This is a genomic window from Pectobacterium peruviense (assembly GCF_003312355.2).
Taxonomy (GTDB): domain Bacteria; phylum Pseudomonadota; class Gammaproteobacteria; order Enterobacterales; family Enterobacteriaceae; genus Pectobacterium; species Pectobacterium peruviense.
Genome location: NZ_CP161826.1, coordinates 748394 through 763451 on the forward strand (window position 1 = coordinate 748394; position 15058 = coordinate 763451).

Consider the following 15058-nt stretch of genomic DNA (forward strand, 5'->3'; position numbering starts at 1 on the left):
ATGGTGGACTATCAGGGTAAAAAAGTCGTCATTATCGGGTTGGGTCTGACCGGGCTTTCCTGTGTTGATTTCTTTCTCGCGCGTGGTGTCGTACCGCGCGTGGTGGATACCCGTATCAGTCCGCCGGGTCTGGATAAACTGCCGGAGCAGGTAGAACGACATCTCGGTAGTCTGAATGAAGACTGGCTGATGAACGCCGATTTGATCGTCGCCAGCCCCGGTGTTGCGTTGGCGACGCCGATTCTGTGTGATGCCGCCGACGCTGGCATTGAAATTGTTGGTGATATCGAACTGTTCTGCCGTGAAGCTCAGGCACCGATTGTGGCGATTACCGGATCTAACGGTAAAAGCACGGTGACGACGCTGGTCGGTGAAATGGCGCGTGCCGCAGGCTGGCAGGTTGGCGTTGGTGGCAATATTGGCCTACCCGCGCTGCAACTGCTGGAACAACCTGCTCAGCTGTATGTACTGGAACTATCGAGTTTCCAACTGGAAACTACAACTAGCCTGCACGCTGCTGCGGCAACCATTCTGAATGTGACGGAAGATCACACTAACCGTTACCCGTTTGGTTTACAGCAATATCGGGCGGCGAAATTGCGTATTTATGAACACGCAGATTTGTGTGTTGTGAATGCTGACGATGCGCTGACGATGCCGATTCGCGGTGCGGATGCACGCTGCCGCAGTTTTGGTGTTGATGTTGGCGATTATCACCTTAACCGCCAGCAGGGAGAAACCTGGCTGCGAGTGGACGGTGAACGGGTGCTCAACACCCGTGAAATCAAGCTTGTCGGGCAGCACAATTATACGAACGCATTGGCGGCGCTGGCGCTGGCGGATGCAGTGAAGATTCCGCGCACGTCTGCGCTGACGGCGTTGACGTCATTTACCGGGCTGCCGCACCGTTTTCAAATGGCCTTTGAGCGAAACGGTGTGCGGTGGATCAATGATTCCAAAGCGACCAATGTGGGCAGCACTGAGGCTGCATTGAGCGGCTTGAGGGTAGAAGGTACTTTGCATCTGCTGTTAGGCGGTGACGGAAAATCTGCCGACTTCTCGCCGCTGGTGCCGTATTTACAGGGTGAGGGCATTCGCTTGTATTGCTTTGGTCGTGACGGGCAACAGTTGGCTGCGTTACGTCCAGAAATTGCCGAGCAGACAGAAACAATGGAACAAGCGATGCGCGTTATCGCCGAACGCATAAAGCCGGGCGATATGGTGCTGCTGTCGCCAGCCTGCGCCAGCCTGGATCAGTTTCGCAGTTTTGAACAGCGAGGCGATGAATTTGCTCGTCTGGCGGAGGAGCTAGGCTAATGCGGTTCTTCGGAATGGCGTTTATCGAACGCATCAAGAGCTGGGTTATGGGGACGCGCGAAAGCGATACGCTCAGCATCGTTCTGTACGATAGAACGCTGGTGTGGCTGACGCTTGGTCTGGCTGTGATTGGTTTTGTAATGGTTACGTCGGCTTCCATGCCTGTTGGGCAGCGTCTTGCCAGTGACCCGTTTTTGTTTGCGAAGCGCGATGCGATTTATTTGGGTTTGGCATTTGGCTTGTCGTTAATCACACTGCGTATCCCAATGGAGATATGGCAGCGCTACAGCCCAGTGCTGCTATTGCTTGCCATGGTCATGCTGCTGGTTGTACTTGCAGTGGGAAGCTCAGTCAACGGTGCATCCCGCTGGATTTCGCTGGGGCCATTGCGCATCCAGCCTGCGGAACTGTCAAAGCTGGCGCTGTTTTGCTACCTGTCTAGTTACATGGTGCGCAAGGTTGAAGAAGTCCGAAATAACTTCTGGGGCTTCTGCAAACCGATGGGCGTGATGGTCGTGTTGGCGGTGCTGTTACTGGCCCAGCCTGACCTCGGTACGGTGGTTGTGCTGTTTATTACCACCTTGGCGATGTTGTTTCTGGCCGGAGCCAAGATGTGGCAGTTTCTGGCGATCATTGGTTCCGGCGGGTTTGCCGTTGGCCTGCTGATTGTGGCTGAACCTTACCGTATGCGGCGTGTGACGTCTTTCTGGAACCCGTGGGAAGATCCGTTCGGCGACGGTTACCAGTTAACACAGTCTCTGATGGCGTTTGGGCGTGGTGAATTCTGGGGGCAAGGCCTAGGGAATTCAGTACAGAAACTGGAATATTTGCCGGAGGCGCATACCGATTTCATTTTCTCTATTTTAGGTGAGGAACTGGGGTATATCGGTGTGGTTTTGGCGTTGTTAATGATATTCTTCGTCGCTTTTCGCGCGATGTCTATTGGAAAGCGGGCGCTGGAGATTGATCAGCGCTTTTCGGGCTTTCTAGCGTGTTCGATCGGCGTTTGGTTCAGCTTTCAAACGCTGGTAAACGTTGGTGCGGCGGCGGGAATGCTGCCGACGAAAGGGCTAACGCTACCGCTGATCAGTTACGGTGGTTCTAGTTTGCTGATTATGTCGACGGCGATTGTTTTGCTGTTACGCATTGATTTTGAAACGCGTCTGACGAAAGCGCAGGCGTTTACGAGAGGTGCCCGATGAGTGGCGAAGGCAAGCGTTTGATGGTGATGGCTGGTGGCACGGGCGGGCATGTCTTCCCCGGGTTGGCGGTTGCGCATCACCTGATGGCGCAGGGCTGGCAGGTTCGCTGGTTAGGTACGGCGGATCGTATGGAAGCCGATTTGGTGCCTAAGCACGGTATCGAAATTGATTTTATCCGCATTTCTGGCTTGCGCGGTAAAGGCATTCGGGCGCAGTTAAGTGCCCCGATCCGTATTTTTCAGGCAGTGCGTCAGGCGCGGGCGATTATGCGCCGTTACCAGCCTGATGTGGTGCTGGGTATGGGCGGTTATGTTTCCGGCCCCGGCGGTCTAGCTGCCTGGCTGTGTGGCATACCAGTCGTACTGCATGAGCAGAATGGTATTGCAGGGCTGACCAATCGCTGGTTATCCCATATCGCTAAAAAGGTATTGCAGGCGTTTCCGGGCGCGTTTCCTAAAGCGGATGTCGTGGGTAATCCGGTAAGAACCGATGTGTTGGCGTTGCCTGCGCCGGAAACACGATTAGCCGATCGCTCAGGCCCTGTGAGGGTGCTGGTTGTTGGTGGTAGTCAGGGCGCAAGAGTACTGAACCAAACGCTACCCGGCGTGGCGGCACAGTTGGGCGATCGTATCACCATCTGGCATCAGGTCGGTAAAGGGGCGTTATCAACCGTTCAGCAGGCTTATCAGGATGTTGGGCAGACGCAGCACAAGATTACCGAATTTATTGATGACATGGCCGCAGCCTACGCGTGGGCGGACGTTGTGGTATGTCGTTCTGGTGCTCTGACCGTCAGTGAAATTGCGGCGGCTGGTTTGCCAGCGCTGTTTGTGCCGTTTCAGCATAAAGATCGGCAGCAGTACTGGAATGCGCTGCCGTTGGAAAAGGCTGGCGCAGCAAAAATTATTGAGCAGCCACAGTTCAGTGTGGCAGCTGTCAGTGACGTGTTGTCCGGTTGGGATCGCACGACATTGCTGACAATGGCGCAAAAAGCCCGCGCAGTGGCGATTCCAGATGCAACCGAGCGGGTTGCGGCGGAAGTCAGTGCAGCGGCAGGCAGTCGGGCCACACATGTGGCTCATGGTTAATTAATACAACGTTGTCGGGCAGAAGGCTGTGCGACGACGCTACAAGGTAACGATAGAATAAAGTGAATACTCAACAACTGGCGAAACTACGTTCAATCGTGCCCGAGATGCATCGCGTCCGGCACATACACTTTGTCGGCATCGGCGGTGCTGGCATGGGTGGTATCGCCGAAGTGTTGGCCAACGAAGGTTATGAAATTAGCGGTTCCGATCTGGCACCGAATGCGGTGACGCAACAGTTGACCGAACTTGGCGCGCAGATTTATTTCCACCACCGTGCAGAGAATGTTCTGAACGCCAGTGTGGTTGTCGTGTCGAGTGCGATTACTGCGGATAACCCAGAGATTGTCGCCGCGCATGACGCGCGTATTCCGGTGATCCGTCGTGCCGAGATGTTGGCGGAACTGATGCGTTTCCGTCACGGTATTGCGATCGCGGGTACGCACGGTAAGACGACCACAACGGCGATGGTCACCAGTATTTACGCGGAAGCGGGATTGGATCCTACGTTTGTGAACGGTGGGTTGGTTAAAGCGGCAGGAACGCATGCGCGTTTGGGATCAAGCCGTTACCTGATTGCAGAAGCAGATGAAAGCGATGCGTCTTTCCTGCATTTGCAGCCGATGGTGGCGATTGTGACCAACATTGAAGCCGATCATATGGACACTTATCAGGGCGATTTTGAGAACCTGAAGCAGACGTTCATTAATTTTCTGCACAATTTGCCGTTTTATGGTCAGGCAGTGATGTGTATTGACGATGCTGTTATTCGCGAACTGTTGCCGCGCGTTGGCCGTCATATCACCACGTATGGTTTTAGCGATGATGCGGATGTCCGCGTTGCTGGATATCGCCAGACTGGCGCGCAAGGGCACTTTACGCTGGAGCGGAAAGACAAACCGCTGCTGAACGTCACGCTGAATGCACCGGGGCGTCATAATGCGCTCAACGCGGCGGCGGCGGTTGCTGTAGCGACTGATGAAGGTATTGATGACGAGGCGATTCTGCGTGCGCTCGAGCGTTTTCAGGGCACCGGACGTCGCTTTGATTTCCTCGGTGAGTACCCGCTTGAATTGGTTAATGGGCAAAGCGGTACGGCGATGTTGGTGGATGATTACGGCCACCACCCGACGGAAGTCGACGCCACGATTAAAGCTGCCCGTGCTGGGTGGCCGGATAAGCGGCTGGTCATGATTTTTCAGCCGCATCGCTATACGCGTACCCGCGACTTGTATGACGATTTCGCGCATGTGTTATCACAGGTTGACGTGTTGCTGATGTTGGATGTGTATTCCGCAGGAGAATCACCGATTCCTGGTGCGGACAGCCGTTCGCTGTGCCGTACGATTCGTGGAAGAGGTAAGATTGATCCGATTCTGGTGACAGATGTGGATACTTTACCGGAACTGTTGTCACAGGCGCTACGAGGCGAAGACCTGATCTTGGTTCAAGGAGCCGGCAACATCGGTAAATTGGCGCGTAAACTGGCTGACTCCAGATTACAGCCGCAGATTAGCGAATGAGGAACATCATGACTGAGAAAGTTGCTGTATTGCTTGGTGGAACCTCTGCCGAACGTGAAGTGTCGTTGCTTTCCGGTCAGGCGGTTTTGGCTGGCCTGAAAGAAGCGGGCATCAACGCGCATGCGGTTGATACGCGCGACTTCCCTGTGACGACGTTGAAGGAAGAAGGTTTTACCAACGTTTTCATTGCCTTGCATGGTCGTGGTGGTGAGGATGGCACATTACAGGGGGTCCTGGAGTTTCTGGGACTGCCTTATACCGGTAGCGGCGTCATGGCATCAGCACTGACGATGGATAAACGCCGGACCAAACAGGTATGGCAAGCGGTGGGGTTGCCCGTTTCGCCGTTCGTGGCGCTGGATCGTCGCCAATATTCAGAGACGGCGGCAAGTGCATTGTTGGCGCAGTTCACCCACCTCGGGTTGCCACTGATCGTCAAGCCAAGCCGTGAAGGTTCCAGCGTCGGCATGAGTAAAGTGAACGCGCTCAGTGAGCTGCCAGCAGCCCTCGAAGAAGCATTTCGTCACGATGACGATGTTCTGGTCGAAAAATGGCTGAGCGGCCCAGAGTACACGGTTGCGATCCTGGGTGACGAAGTATTGCCTTCTATTCGTATTCAGCCTGCGGGTACGTTTTACGATTATGAAGCGAAGTATTTATCAGATGATACGCAGTATTTCTGTCCGAGCGGTTTGTCGGATGAGCAAGAGCAGGCGTTAGCTGTACTGGCTATGGCGGCTTATCGTGCGGTGGATTGCAGCGGGTGGGGACGCGTCGATTTCATGCTGGATAGCGACGGCGCTTTTTATCTGCTTGAGGTAAATACCTCTCCGGGTATGACGAGCCACAGTCTGGTTCCTATGGCCGCGCGTCAACGCGGGCTGACTTTCTCGCAACTGGTCGTGAAAATTCTGGAGCTCGCTGGCTGATATGTCGCAGGCAGCGCTGAATACACGCGGACGAGAGCCAGAACCGACGAAAGGAACACGTCGCAGTAATGGAGGCCAATTAGCAGGAGTAATTTTCCTGCTGATGGTGATAGGGACGATCGTCTGGGGAGGCTGGATGGTGGTCGGGTGGATGAAAGACGCCAGCCGCTTGCCGCTCTCCCGCATGGCAGTAACAGGGGAACGGCAGTACACCACCAACGACGATATCCGTCAGGCAATTTTGTCGTTGGGCTCGCCGGGAACGTTCATGACACAGGATGTGAACGTGATCCAGCAGCAGATCGAGCGTCTGTCGTGGATAAAACAGGCTAGCGTGCGTAAGCAGTGGCCGGACGAATTAAAGATTCATCTGGTTGAATATGTTCCGGTTGCGCGTTGGAATGATCAGCTAATGGTTGATGCGGAAGGAAATTCGTTCAGTGTACCCGCTGAACGTATCGGCAACCGCAAGATGCCGTTGCTGTATGGCCCGGAAGGCAGTGAAGCCGAAGTGCTGGAAGGTTATCGCACAATGAGTCAGACGCTGGCTGCTGGGAAGTTTACGTTAAAAATGGTTGCGATGAGTGCACGGCATTCGTGGCAGCTAGGATTAGATGATGATACTCGCCTTGAATTGGGGCGGGACGATAGGGCCAAACGTCTGCAACGCTTTATCGAGCTATATCCGCTGTTGCAGCGGCAGGCTCAGAGCGAAAACAAACGTCTCAGCCATGTGGATTTGCGGTACGACAGCGGAGCCGCGATAGGCTGGGCTCCAGCCTTGCTTGATCAACAAAATGTTGATCGGCAACGAGTTGGTCAGCAATAAGACATTGATCAGCAACAGAACAGTAACCAGAAACAGGCACAGGCTAAACAACAATGATCAAGTCGACGGACAGAAAACTGGTAGTTGGGCTGGAAATCGGTACAGCAAAAGTGGCTGCGCTGGTAGGGGAAGTTCTGCCCGATGGCATGGTCAATATTATTGGCGTAGGCAGTTGCCCGTCACGCGGTATGGATAAAGGCGGCGTAAACGATCTGGAGTCGGTCGTTAAATGTGTTCAGCGCGCTATTGATCAGGCTGAGTTGATGGCAGACTGCCAGATCTCCTCCGTGTATCTGGCGCTGTCGGGAAAACATATCAGTTGCCAGAATGAAATAGGGATGGTGCCTATTTCAGAAGAAGAGGTCACGCAGGATGACGTGGAAAGCGTGGTGCATACCGCTAAGTCTGTGCGTGTGCGCGATGAACACCGTGTTCTCCATGTGATTCCACAGGAATATGCGATCGATTATCAGGAAGGGATTAAAAACCCAGTTGGCTTATCCGGCGTGCGTATGCAGGCGAAAGTCCACCTGATAACCTGCCATAACGATATGGCGAAGAATATTGTTAAAGCCGTTGAACGCTGTGGTTTAAAGGTCGACCAGCTGATTTTTGCGGGATTGGCTTCCAGCTATGCGGTGCTGACAGAAGACGAACGTGAGCTGGGCGTGTGCGTTGTTGATATCGGTGGCGGTACAATGGATATCGCGGTCTATACCGGCGGTGCATTGCGACACACTAAAGTGATTCCGTATGCAGGCAATGTGGTTACCAGCGATATTGCCTATGCGTTCGGTACGCCGCCGACGGATGCCGAAGCGATCAAGGTACGCCACGGTTGTGCATTAGGTGCGATCGTCGGCAAAGATGAGAATGTGGAGGTCCCAAGCGTTGGGGGACGTCCACCCCGCAGTCTGCAAAGACAGACATTAGCGGAAGTGATTGAACCACGTTACACCGAGCTGTTGAATCTGGTGAACGATGAACTTTTACAGTTGCAGGAGCAGTTGCGTCAACAAGGCGTGAAACACCATCTGGCGGCAGGGATTGTGCTGACGGGCGGTGCCGCGCAAATAGACGGTCTGGCGGCCTGTGCGCAGCGTGTGTTCCACACACAGGTGCGTATTGGACAACCAATGAATATAACAGGGCTGACGGATTATGCCCAAGAGCCTTATTACTCAACAGCGGTTGGGTTGCTCCATTACGGAAAAGAATCTCACCTAGGTGGTGAGCATGAAGTCGAAAAACGTGCCTCAGTGAGCAACTGGTTCAAGAGAATCAACAGCTGGTTGAGGAAAGAATTTTAATTTTATCAAAGAGATCACCTGGCACAGTTTTATGATCTCGCAGTTACAGGCACAAACGGAGAGAAATTATGTTTGAACCAATGGAATTAACCAACGACGCGGTGATTAAAGTCATCGGCGTCGGCGGCGGCGGCGGTAACGCCGTCGAACACATGGTGCGCGAGCGCATCGAAGGCGTCGAATTCTTTGCGGTCAACACGGATGCGCAGGCATTACGTAAAACGGCTGTTGGCCAGACGATTCAGATCGGTAGTGGCATCACTAAAGGTCTGGGCGCAGGCGCTAACCCGGAAGTTGGCCGTAATTCGGCTGAAGAAGATCGCGAAGCACTGCGTGCAGCACTAGAAGGTGCAGACATGGTGTTTATCGCTGCTGGTATGGGCGGCGGTACGGGCACAGGTGCTGCACCGGTTGTGGCCGAAGTAGCAAAAGACCTGGGCATTCTGACCGTTGCTGTGGTGACCAAGCCTTTCAACTTTGAAGGCAAAAAGCGTATGGCGTTTGCGGAGCAGGGTATCGCCGAGCTGTCTAAGCACGTCGACTCGCTGATCACGATTCCAAACGACAAACTGCTGAAAGTGCTGGGACGCGGCATCTCGCTGCTGGATGCATTTGGCGCGGCAAATGATGTACTGAAAGGTGCGGTGCAAGGTATTGCCGAGCTGATCACGCGTCCGGGCCTGATGAACGTCGACTTTGCAGACGTGCGTACCGTAATGTCCGAAATGGGTTATGCCATGATGGGTTCCGGTGTTGCGCGTGGTGAAGACCGTGCAGAAGAAGCGGCTGAAATGGCGATATCCAGCCCACTGTTGGAAGATATCGATCTGTCTGGCGCACGTGGCGTGTTGGTCAACATCACGGCAGGCTTTGACCTGCGTCTGGATGAGTTCGAGACAGTAGGTAACACCATTCGTGCATTCGCGTCCGACAATGCGACCGTAGTAATCGGTACGTCGCTTGATCCGGAAATGAATGATGAACTGCGTGTAACGGTTGTTGCGACCGGTATCGGCATGGACAAACGTCCTGAGATTACTCTGGTGACGAACAAACAGGCCAGCCAACCTGTGATGGATCATCGTTATCAGCAACACGGTATGACGCCGCTGGCGCAGGAAAAACCGGCTGCTAAAGTGGTTAATGACCAGAATCCGCAGACGAATAAAGAGCCAGACTATCTGGATATCCCGGCGTTTCTGCGTAAGCAGGCAGACTAATTTGCTGCCAGATAACGTTGGAATCTCCGCTCTTTGTGCTAAACTGTGCCACCGAGCTTGGTATATACTAGGTCGGTAGGTTCAGTAACATGCGAGATAAAATGATGATCAAACAACGTACATTAAAACGTATTGTTCAGGCGACTGGTGTCGGGTTACATACCGGCAAGAAGGTCACTTTGACCATGCGTCCTGCACCGGCAAATACCGGGGTCATCTATCGCCGCACAGACTTGAATCCCCCGGTTGATTTTCCGGCTGATGCAAAATCCGTGCGTGATACCATGCTCTGTACTTGCCTGGTTAATGAGCATGACGTGCGTATTTCTACGGTGGAGCATCTTAACGCTGCGCTTGCAGGGTTGGGCATTGACAATATTGTCATTGATGTTGACGCACCAGAAATTCCAATTATGGATGGCAGCGCCAGCCCATTCGTTTACCTGCTGTTAGATGCGGGTATCGAAGAGCTGAACTGCGCCAAGAAATTTGTACGTATCAAACAGCCAGTTCGCGTTGAAGACGGCGACAAGTGGGCCGAAATGAAACCGTTTAACGGTTTCAGCTTGGATTTCACTATCGACTTCAACCACCCGGCGATTGATGCGGGCAACCAACGCTATCGTTTGGATTTCTCTGCTGATGCGTTTGTTCGCCAGATCAGCCGTGCGCGTACGTTCGGTTTCATGCGCGATATCGAATACTTGCAGTCTCGTGGGTTGTGCCTGGGCGGCAGTATGGATTGTGCCATCGTCGTTGACGATTACCGCGTACTGAATGAAGACGGTCTGCGTTTTGAAGATGAGTTTGTCCGCCATAAAATGCTGGACGCCATTGGCGACCTGTTTATGTGTGGCCATAACATCATCGGTGCGTTTTCTGCATTTAAATCTGGCCATGCTCTCAACAACAAATTGTTGCAAGCTGTGCTGGCAAATCAGGAAGCGTGGGAATACGTGACCTTTGAAGACGAAGCTGAAATGCCACTGGCGTTTAAAGCACCGTCTATCGTGCTGGCGTAACGCCTGAAGTAATCACTTCTTATTACGACTGGTTTTACTGGTACTCTCTCCGGCCAGTGAAGCCAGTCGTTCTAATATCTTTCTGAGTTTTTCTGGGCTATTGCCTGCTAACGTCCTCAATGTCTCCGCACTTTGCTCACTCAATTGACGCAACGGTTTGCCCTCGCTATTTTCCGTCGCTGAAATGTCACTATTTTTCACGATTTCATGCCCTTTTGCGGCAAGCGTTGGATTAATCCTGATGTCGATTGAAGCCAATGATGGTAGTATTTGTGCGCGTAATGCAGAGAGCAACGCAGGCTGTTCGTAACGTAACCGCATAAGCCAACTGGCGTTGGCGGTTTCTAGTATCAGCAAACCTTGCCGGTAATTAGCGACGCGGCACCATGGGTGCAACGGTGCAGGCAGTAATCCGCGTACGGCACGGTTGAGTTTTAATAAGGCGATAGCGCGCTGTTGCACATCTTGTAGCGGGCCTTTACCCGACATTGATGCGCTATCAAACAGAAATTCCAGTGATTGTGGGCGGCTATCACGCATAGGCCTGGCTCCGGTGGATGTTACTCGTGATTGGTATTCTAAATCGTTGGCGACAATTTGGCAGACGTTATTTCTGGCCGCATCTCTTATTAGGGATGGTCGCGGCGAGTCTTGGTCTGCCGACAAGCCTGAACGACTCACAGGATATTGCCTCACTCCCTAATTCGACCTCAAGCGTTAGTCGCCAGAATAGTGTATCACTAAGCCTTACCGATCTGGTGGCGCTCAAAGAAGCGCATCGACGCTCGTCCTATAGCGTTGATTACTGGCATCAGCATGCGATTCGTACGGTAATTCGCCATCTTTCTTTTGCGTTGACGACGCCACAGGCAGTCAATACGCAACAGGTTGACGACCTACAGCCCCATTCTCTGGTCTTACTGGATACGTTAAATGCGTTACTGACGCAGGATTTCCAGTACCCCTTTGTGATCTCTCCCCACGCTGGGCGAGTCACTTTTTATCCTCAGGCACATCATCAAATCGGCATCTGGCTTGCCCAAATTCGCGGCATCCGTGCAGGGCCCTATTTTCTCAGCTGAAAGTGTAATGGATAATTAGCTGAAGAAATTTCTCCCGTTTTCGCTGAGTTTCTCAGGTTTTAGATATTGTGTTGCCACTGGATACGTGGCACTTGTGAGATTAAAACTATTATGGTCATGAATATTCTAACCAAAATTTTTGGTAGCCGTAACGATCGTACGCTGCGTCGTATGCGTAAAAATGTTGATGTTATTAGCCGCTTAGAACCAGAAATGGAAAAACTTTCAGATGAGGAACTTCAAGCGAAAACGCTGGAGTTCCGTGTTCGTCTGGAAAAAGGCGAAAAGCTGGAAAACTTGCTCCCAGAAGCCTTCGCCGTGGTGCGTGAATCCAGTAAGCGTGTCTTTGGCATGCGTCACTTCGACGTGCAGCTTCTCGGCGGTATGGTACTGAACGAACGTTGCATTGCGGAGATGCGTACTGGTGAAGGTAAAACGCTGACGGCAACGTTACCTGCGTACCTGAACGCGCTGACTGGCCGTGGCGTACACGTGGTTACTGTGAACGATTATCTGGCACAGCGTGATGCCGAAAATAACCGTCCTTTGTTTGAATTCCTTGGCCTGAGCGTGGGTATCAACCTGCCGGGGATGCCTGCACCAGCGAAGCGTGAAGCTTATGCTGCGGACATCACCTACGGTACCAATAACGAATACGGTTTTGACTACCTGCGCGATAACATGGCGTTCAGCCCGGAAGAACGTGTGCAGCGTAAGCTGTACTACGCGCTGGTGGATGAGGTTGACTCCATCCTGATCGATGAAGCACGTACGCCGCTGATTATTTCCGGCCCGGCTGAAGATAGCTCCGAGCTTTATATCAGCGTCAATAAAATTATTCCTCACCTCATTCGTCAGGATAAAGAAGATTCGGATACCTTCCACGGCGAAGGTCACTTCTCTGTTGATGAGAAAGCGCGTCAGGTGAACCTCACCGAGCGTGGTCTGGTTCTGGTAGAAGAGCTGTTGGTGAAAGAAGGCATTATGGAAGAAGGGGAATCACTGTACTCTCCGACGAACATTATGCTGATGCACCATGTTACCGCCGCGCTGCGTGCGCATGTGCTGTTTGCCCGTGATGTGGATTACATTGTGAAAGACGGTGAAGTTATCATCGTTGACGAACACACAGGCCGTACCATGCAAGGACGTCGCTGGTCCGATGGTCTGCATCAGGCTGTAGAGGCGAAAGAGAAGGTGGCCATTCAGAATGAAAACCAGACGCTGGCTTCCATTACCTTCCAAAACTACTTCCGTCTGTATGAAAAATTGGCGGGTATGACCGGTACGGCAGATACCGAAGCCTTCGAATTCAGCTCCATTTATAAGCTGGATACGATTGTGGTGCCGACCAACCGTCCGATGATTCGTAAAGACTTGCCTGATCTGGTCTACATGACCGAGCAGGAAAAAATCGATGCCATCATTGAAGATATCAAAGACCGCTCCGTAAAAGGTCAACCGATTCTGGTCGGTACGATCTCCATTGAGAAATCCGAAGTGGTTTCTCAAGCGTTGGAGAAAGCGGGAATCAAACACAATGTATTGAATGCGAAGTTCCACGCGATGGAAGCAGACATCGTCGCTCAGGCGGGCCAGTCTGGCGCTGTCACTATCGCAACCAACATGGCCGGTCGTGGTACGGACATCGTATTGGGCGGTAGCTGGCAAGCAGAAGTGGCACATCTGGAAAACCCAGATGATGAGCAAATTGCAGAAATTAAAGCAGCCTGGAAAGTGCGTCATGATGCCGTGCTGACGGCGGGCGGTTTGCACATTATCGGTACTGAGCGCCATGAATCTCGTCGTATCGATAACCAGCTTCGTGGTCGTTCCGGTCGTCAGGGGGATGCGGGTTCATCACGTTTCTACCTGTCGATGGAAGATGCGCTGATGCGTATTTTTGCCTCCGATCGTGTTTCTAACATGATGCGTAAATTGGGTATGAAACCAGGTGAAGCCATTGAGCACCCGTGGGTCACCAAGGCGATTGCTAACGCCCAGCGCAAAGTAGAAAGCCGTAACTTTGATATTCGTAAACAGCTGTTGGAATACGATGATGTAGCGAGCGATCAACGTCGTGCGATCTACACGCAGCGTAACGAGCTGCTGGACGTGTCCGATATCAGTGAAACCATCACCAGTATTCGTGAAGATGTATTTAAAACGACCATCGACAGCTATATTCCGCCGCAGTCTCTGGAAGAGATGTGGGATACGGAAGGTCTGGAACAGCGCCTGAAGAACGATTTCGATCTGGATATGCCGATCAAGGCGTGGCTGGATAAAGAGCCTGAACTGCACGAAGAAACGCTGCGTGAGCGTATTTTCCAACAGGCGCTTGAAGTTTATCACCGCAAAGAAGAAGTGGTTGGCAATGAAGTCATGCGCAACTTCGAGAAAGGCGTGATGCTGCAGACGCTGGACTCCCTGTGGAAAGAGCATCTGGCGGCAATGGATTACCTGCGTCAGGGCATCCACCTGCGTGGATATGCACAGAAAGATCCGAAACAAGAATATAAGCGTGAGTCGTTCTCTATGTTTGCCGCGATGTTGGAATCACTGAAATATGAAGTGATCAGTACGTTGAGCAAAGTTCAGGTGAGAATGCCGGAAGAAATCGAAGCGCTGGAGCTGCAACGCCGTGAAGAAGCAGAGCGTTTGGCGCAGCAGCAGCAGTTTAGTCATCAGGAAGAAGACAGCCTAAATACGGGGTCACCGGCGCAGGCAGACCGTAAAATTGGACGTAACGATCCTTGCCCATGTGGCTCAGGCAAGAAATATAAGCAGTGCCACGGCCGCTTGCAGAGCTAAATCCAGTGATTAAAATGTGATAAGTACAAAGGCGGTCATTGACCGCCTTTTACTTGATAAGAATCTGATAGGAATTGTCATGACGCAAAAACAGTTATCCGTCGCGGTGGGCATCATCCGCAATACGGAACAGCAATATTTCATTGCTCGTCGCCCTGATGGTGTTCATATGGCAGGGATGTGGGAGTTTCCCGGCGGTAAAGTTGAAGTGGGAGAGACCCCCGAGCAGGCTCTGATTCGTGAACTGCACGAAGAAACGGGTATCGAGGCCATCGCCCCTCAGCCGCTAAACGATAAAACGTTTTCTACGCCGGAGAGAATCATCACGCTTCATTTCTTTCTGGTTGAAACGTGGAAAGGGGAGCCCTATGGCCGAGAAGGTCAGGAATCTCGCTGGATGAGCGTAGAAGAATTACGTGAGGAGGAGTTTCCGCCAGCGAATGCGGAGATGATCCGCTGGCTGAAGTCGCTTTAATTGAATCCTGTCTGAAGTCGTTATCGCGAAACGTAGCTATTAGCGCGTTTCGCTCCAGTCTTCACTGTCTGAAACCATATCATCACTCGGAATGCGCTTTTCTTCATCAGCCCATTCGCCCAAATCGATGAGCTGACAACGTTTGCTGCAAAATGGGCGATAGATGCTGTTTTCATCCCAGATGACCGCCTGCTTGCAGGTTGGGCACTTCACCGTCGTAATCTCTGTTGTCATAAATTTTTTTCAC

Annotated in this window: 14 protein-coding genes; 12 read left to right on the forward strand and 2 right to left on the reverse strand. The window is 52.4% G+C overall.

Annotated elements, in window-relative coordinates; genetic code table 11:
- The 9 genes from murD (at position 1) to lpxC (ending at position 10440) form a co-directional block, all read left to right on the forward strand.
- Complete coding sequence (gene murD / locus DUT67_RS03400; protein ID WP_113626829.1) at positions 1-1317, forward strand: UDP-N-acetylmuramoyl-L-alanine--D-glutamate ligase; 1317 nt, start codon at positions 1-3, stop codon at positions 1315-1317.
- Complete coding sequence (gene ftsW / locus DUT67_RS03405) at positions 1317-2519, forward strand: cell division protein FtsW (RefSeq protein WP_048262344.1); 1203 nt, start codon at positions 1317-1319, stop codon at positions 2517-2519. The genes murD and ftsW overlap by 1 nt, the downstream gene beginning before the upstream one ends.
- A complete protein-coding gene (gene murG / locus DUT67_RS03410; protein WP_113626828.1) occupies positions 2516-3607 on the forward strand; it encodes an undecaprenyldiphospho-muramoylpentapeptide beta-N-acetylglucosaminyltransferase in 1092 nt (363 codons plus the stop codon). The genes ftsW and murG overlap by 4 nt, the downstream gene beginning before the upstream one ends.
- Positions 3608-3669: 62 nt before the next feature.
- Positions 3670-5130, forward strand: coding sequence for a UDP-N-acetylmuramate--L-alanine ligase (gene murC / locus DUT67_RS03415; RefSeq protein ID WP_113626827.1), 1461 nt, complete (start codon positions 3670-3672; stop codon positions 5128-5130).
- Positions 5131-5138: 8 nt separating this feature from the next.
- Entirely contained in the window at positions 5139-6059 is a 921-nt protein-coding gene (locus tag DUT67_RS03420) for a D-alanine--D-alanine ligase (protein WP_113626826.1), read from the forward strand.
- Position 6060: 1 nt separating this feature from the next.
- Entirely contained in the window at positions 6061-6888 is an 828-nt protein-coding gene (gene ftsQ, locus DUT67_RS03425; protein WP_113626825.1) for a cell division protein FtsQ, read from the forward strand.
- A gap of 53 nt (positions 6889-6941) precedes the next feature.
- Positions 6942-8198, forward strand: a complete 1257-nt coding sequence (ftsA, locus tag DUT67_RS03430) for a cell division protein FtsA (RefSeq protein ID WP_010298002.1) — start codon at positions 6942-6944, stop codon at positions 8196-8198.
- A 68-nt stretch (positions 8199-8266) separates the two neighbouring features.
- A complete protein-coding gene (gene ftsZ, locus DUT67_RS03435; protein ID WP_011095311.1) occupies positions 8267-9418 on the forward strand; it encodes a cell division protein FtsZ in 1152 nt (383 codons plus the stop codon).
- A 104-nt stretch (positions 9419-9522) separates the two neighbouring features.
- The gene (lpxC, locus tag DUT67_RS03440; protein WP_039278868.1) at positions 9523-10440 is read left to right on the forward strand and encodes a UDP-3-O-acyl-N-acetylglucosamine deacetylase; all 918 of its coding nucleotides are present in this window, start codon (positions 9523-9525) and stop codon (positions 10438-10440) included.
- A gap of 12 nt (positions 10441-10452) precedes the next feature.
- Here lpxC and DUT67_RS03445 read toward each other — a convergent pair whose 3' ends face one another.
- On the reverse strand, positions 10453-10980 hold the full coding sequence (locus DUT67_RS03445) for a DUF721 domain-containing protein (protein ID WP_113632751.1): 528 nt from the start codon (positions 10978-10980) through the stop codon (positions 10453-10455).
- Positions 10981-11006: 26 nt separating this feature from the next.
- Here DUT67_RS03445 and secM point away from each other — a divergent pair, with 26 nt between their 5' ends.
- The 3 genes from secM (at position 11007) to mutT (ending at position 14811) form a co-directional block, all read left to right on the forward strand.
- A complete protein-coding gene (gene secM, locus DUT67_RS03450; protein WP_189339540.1) occupies positions 11007-11522 on the forward strand; it encodes a secA translation cis-regulator SecM in 516 nt (171 codons plus the stop codon).
- A gap of 111 nt (positions 11523-11633) precedes the next feature.
- Positions 11634-14336, forward strand: coding sequence for a preprotein translocase subunit SecA (secA, locus tag DUT67_RS03455; RefSeq protein ID WP_048262332.1), 2703 nt, complete (start codon positions 11634-11636; stop codon positions 14334-14336).
- 79 nt (positions 14337-14415) lie between these two features.
- Positions 14416-14811: an 8-oxo-dGTP diphosphatase MutT gene (mutT, locus tag DUT67_RS03460; protein ID WP_113626823.1), complete on the forward strand. Its 396-nt coding sequence runs from the start codon at positions 14416-14418 to the stop codon at positions 14809-14811.
- A 39-nt stretch (positions 14812-14850) separates the two neighbouring features.
- Here mutT and yacG read toward each other — a convergent pair whose 3' ends face one another.
- Positions 14851-15045, reverse strand: coding sequence for a DNA gyrase inhibitor YacG (gene yacG / locus DUT67_RS03465; protein ID WP_039305782.1), 195 nt, complete (start codon positions 15043-15045; stop codon positions 14851-14853).
- Positions 15046-15058: the final 13 nt, after the last annotated feature.

Coding starts and splice junctions, on each gene's coding strand:
- lpxC (WP_039278868.1), top strand. CDS start 9,523: ATGATCAAACAACGTACATTAAAACGTATTGTTCAGGCGACTGGTGTC.
- murG (WP_113626828.1), top strand. CDS start 2,516: ATGAGTGGCGAAGGCAAGCGTTTGATGGTGATGGCTGGTGGCACGGGC.
- ftsZ (WP_011095311.1), top strand. CDS start 8,267: ATGTTTGAACCAATGGAATTAACCAACGACGCGGTGATTAAAGTCATC.
- mutT (WP_113626823.1), top strand. CDS start 14,416: ATGACGCAAAAACAGTTATCCGTCGCGGTGGGCATCATCCGCAATACG.
- secA (WP_048262332.1), top strand. CDS start 11,634: ATGGTCATGAATATTCTAACCAAAATTTTTGGTAGCCGTAACGATCGT.
- ftsQ (WP_113626825.1), top strand. CDS start 6,061: ATGTCGCAGGCAGCGCTGAATACACGCGGACGAGAGCCAGAACCGACG.
- ftsA (WP_010298002.1), top strand. CDS start 6,942: ATGATCAAGTCGACGGACAGAAAACTGGTAGTTGGGCTGGAAATCGGT.
- DUT67_RS03420 (WP_113626826.1), top strand. CDS start 5,139: ATGACTGAGAAAGTTGCTGTATTGCTTGGTGGAACCTCTGCCGAACGT.
- murD (WP_113626829.1), top strand. CDS start 1: ATGGTGGACTATCAGGGTAAAAAAGTCGTCATTATCGGGTTGGGTCTG.
- yacG (WP_039305782.1), bottom strand. CDS start 15,045: ATGACAACAGAGATTACGACGGTGAAGTGCCCAACCTGCAAGCAGGCG.
- ftsW (WP_048262344.1), top strand. CDS start 1,317: ATGCGGTTCTTCGGAATGGCGTTTATCGAACGCATCAAGAGCTGGGTT.
- DUT67_RS03445 (WP_113632751.1), bottom strand. CDS start 10,980: ATGCGTGATAGCCGCCCACAATCACTGGAATTTCTGTTTGATAGCGCA.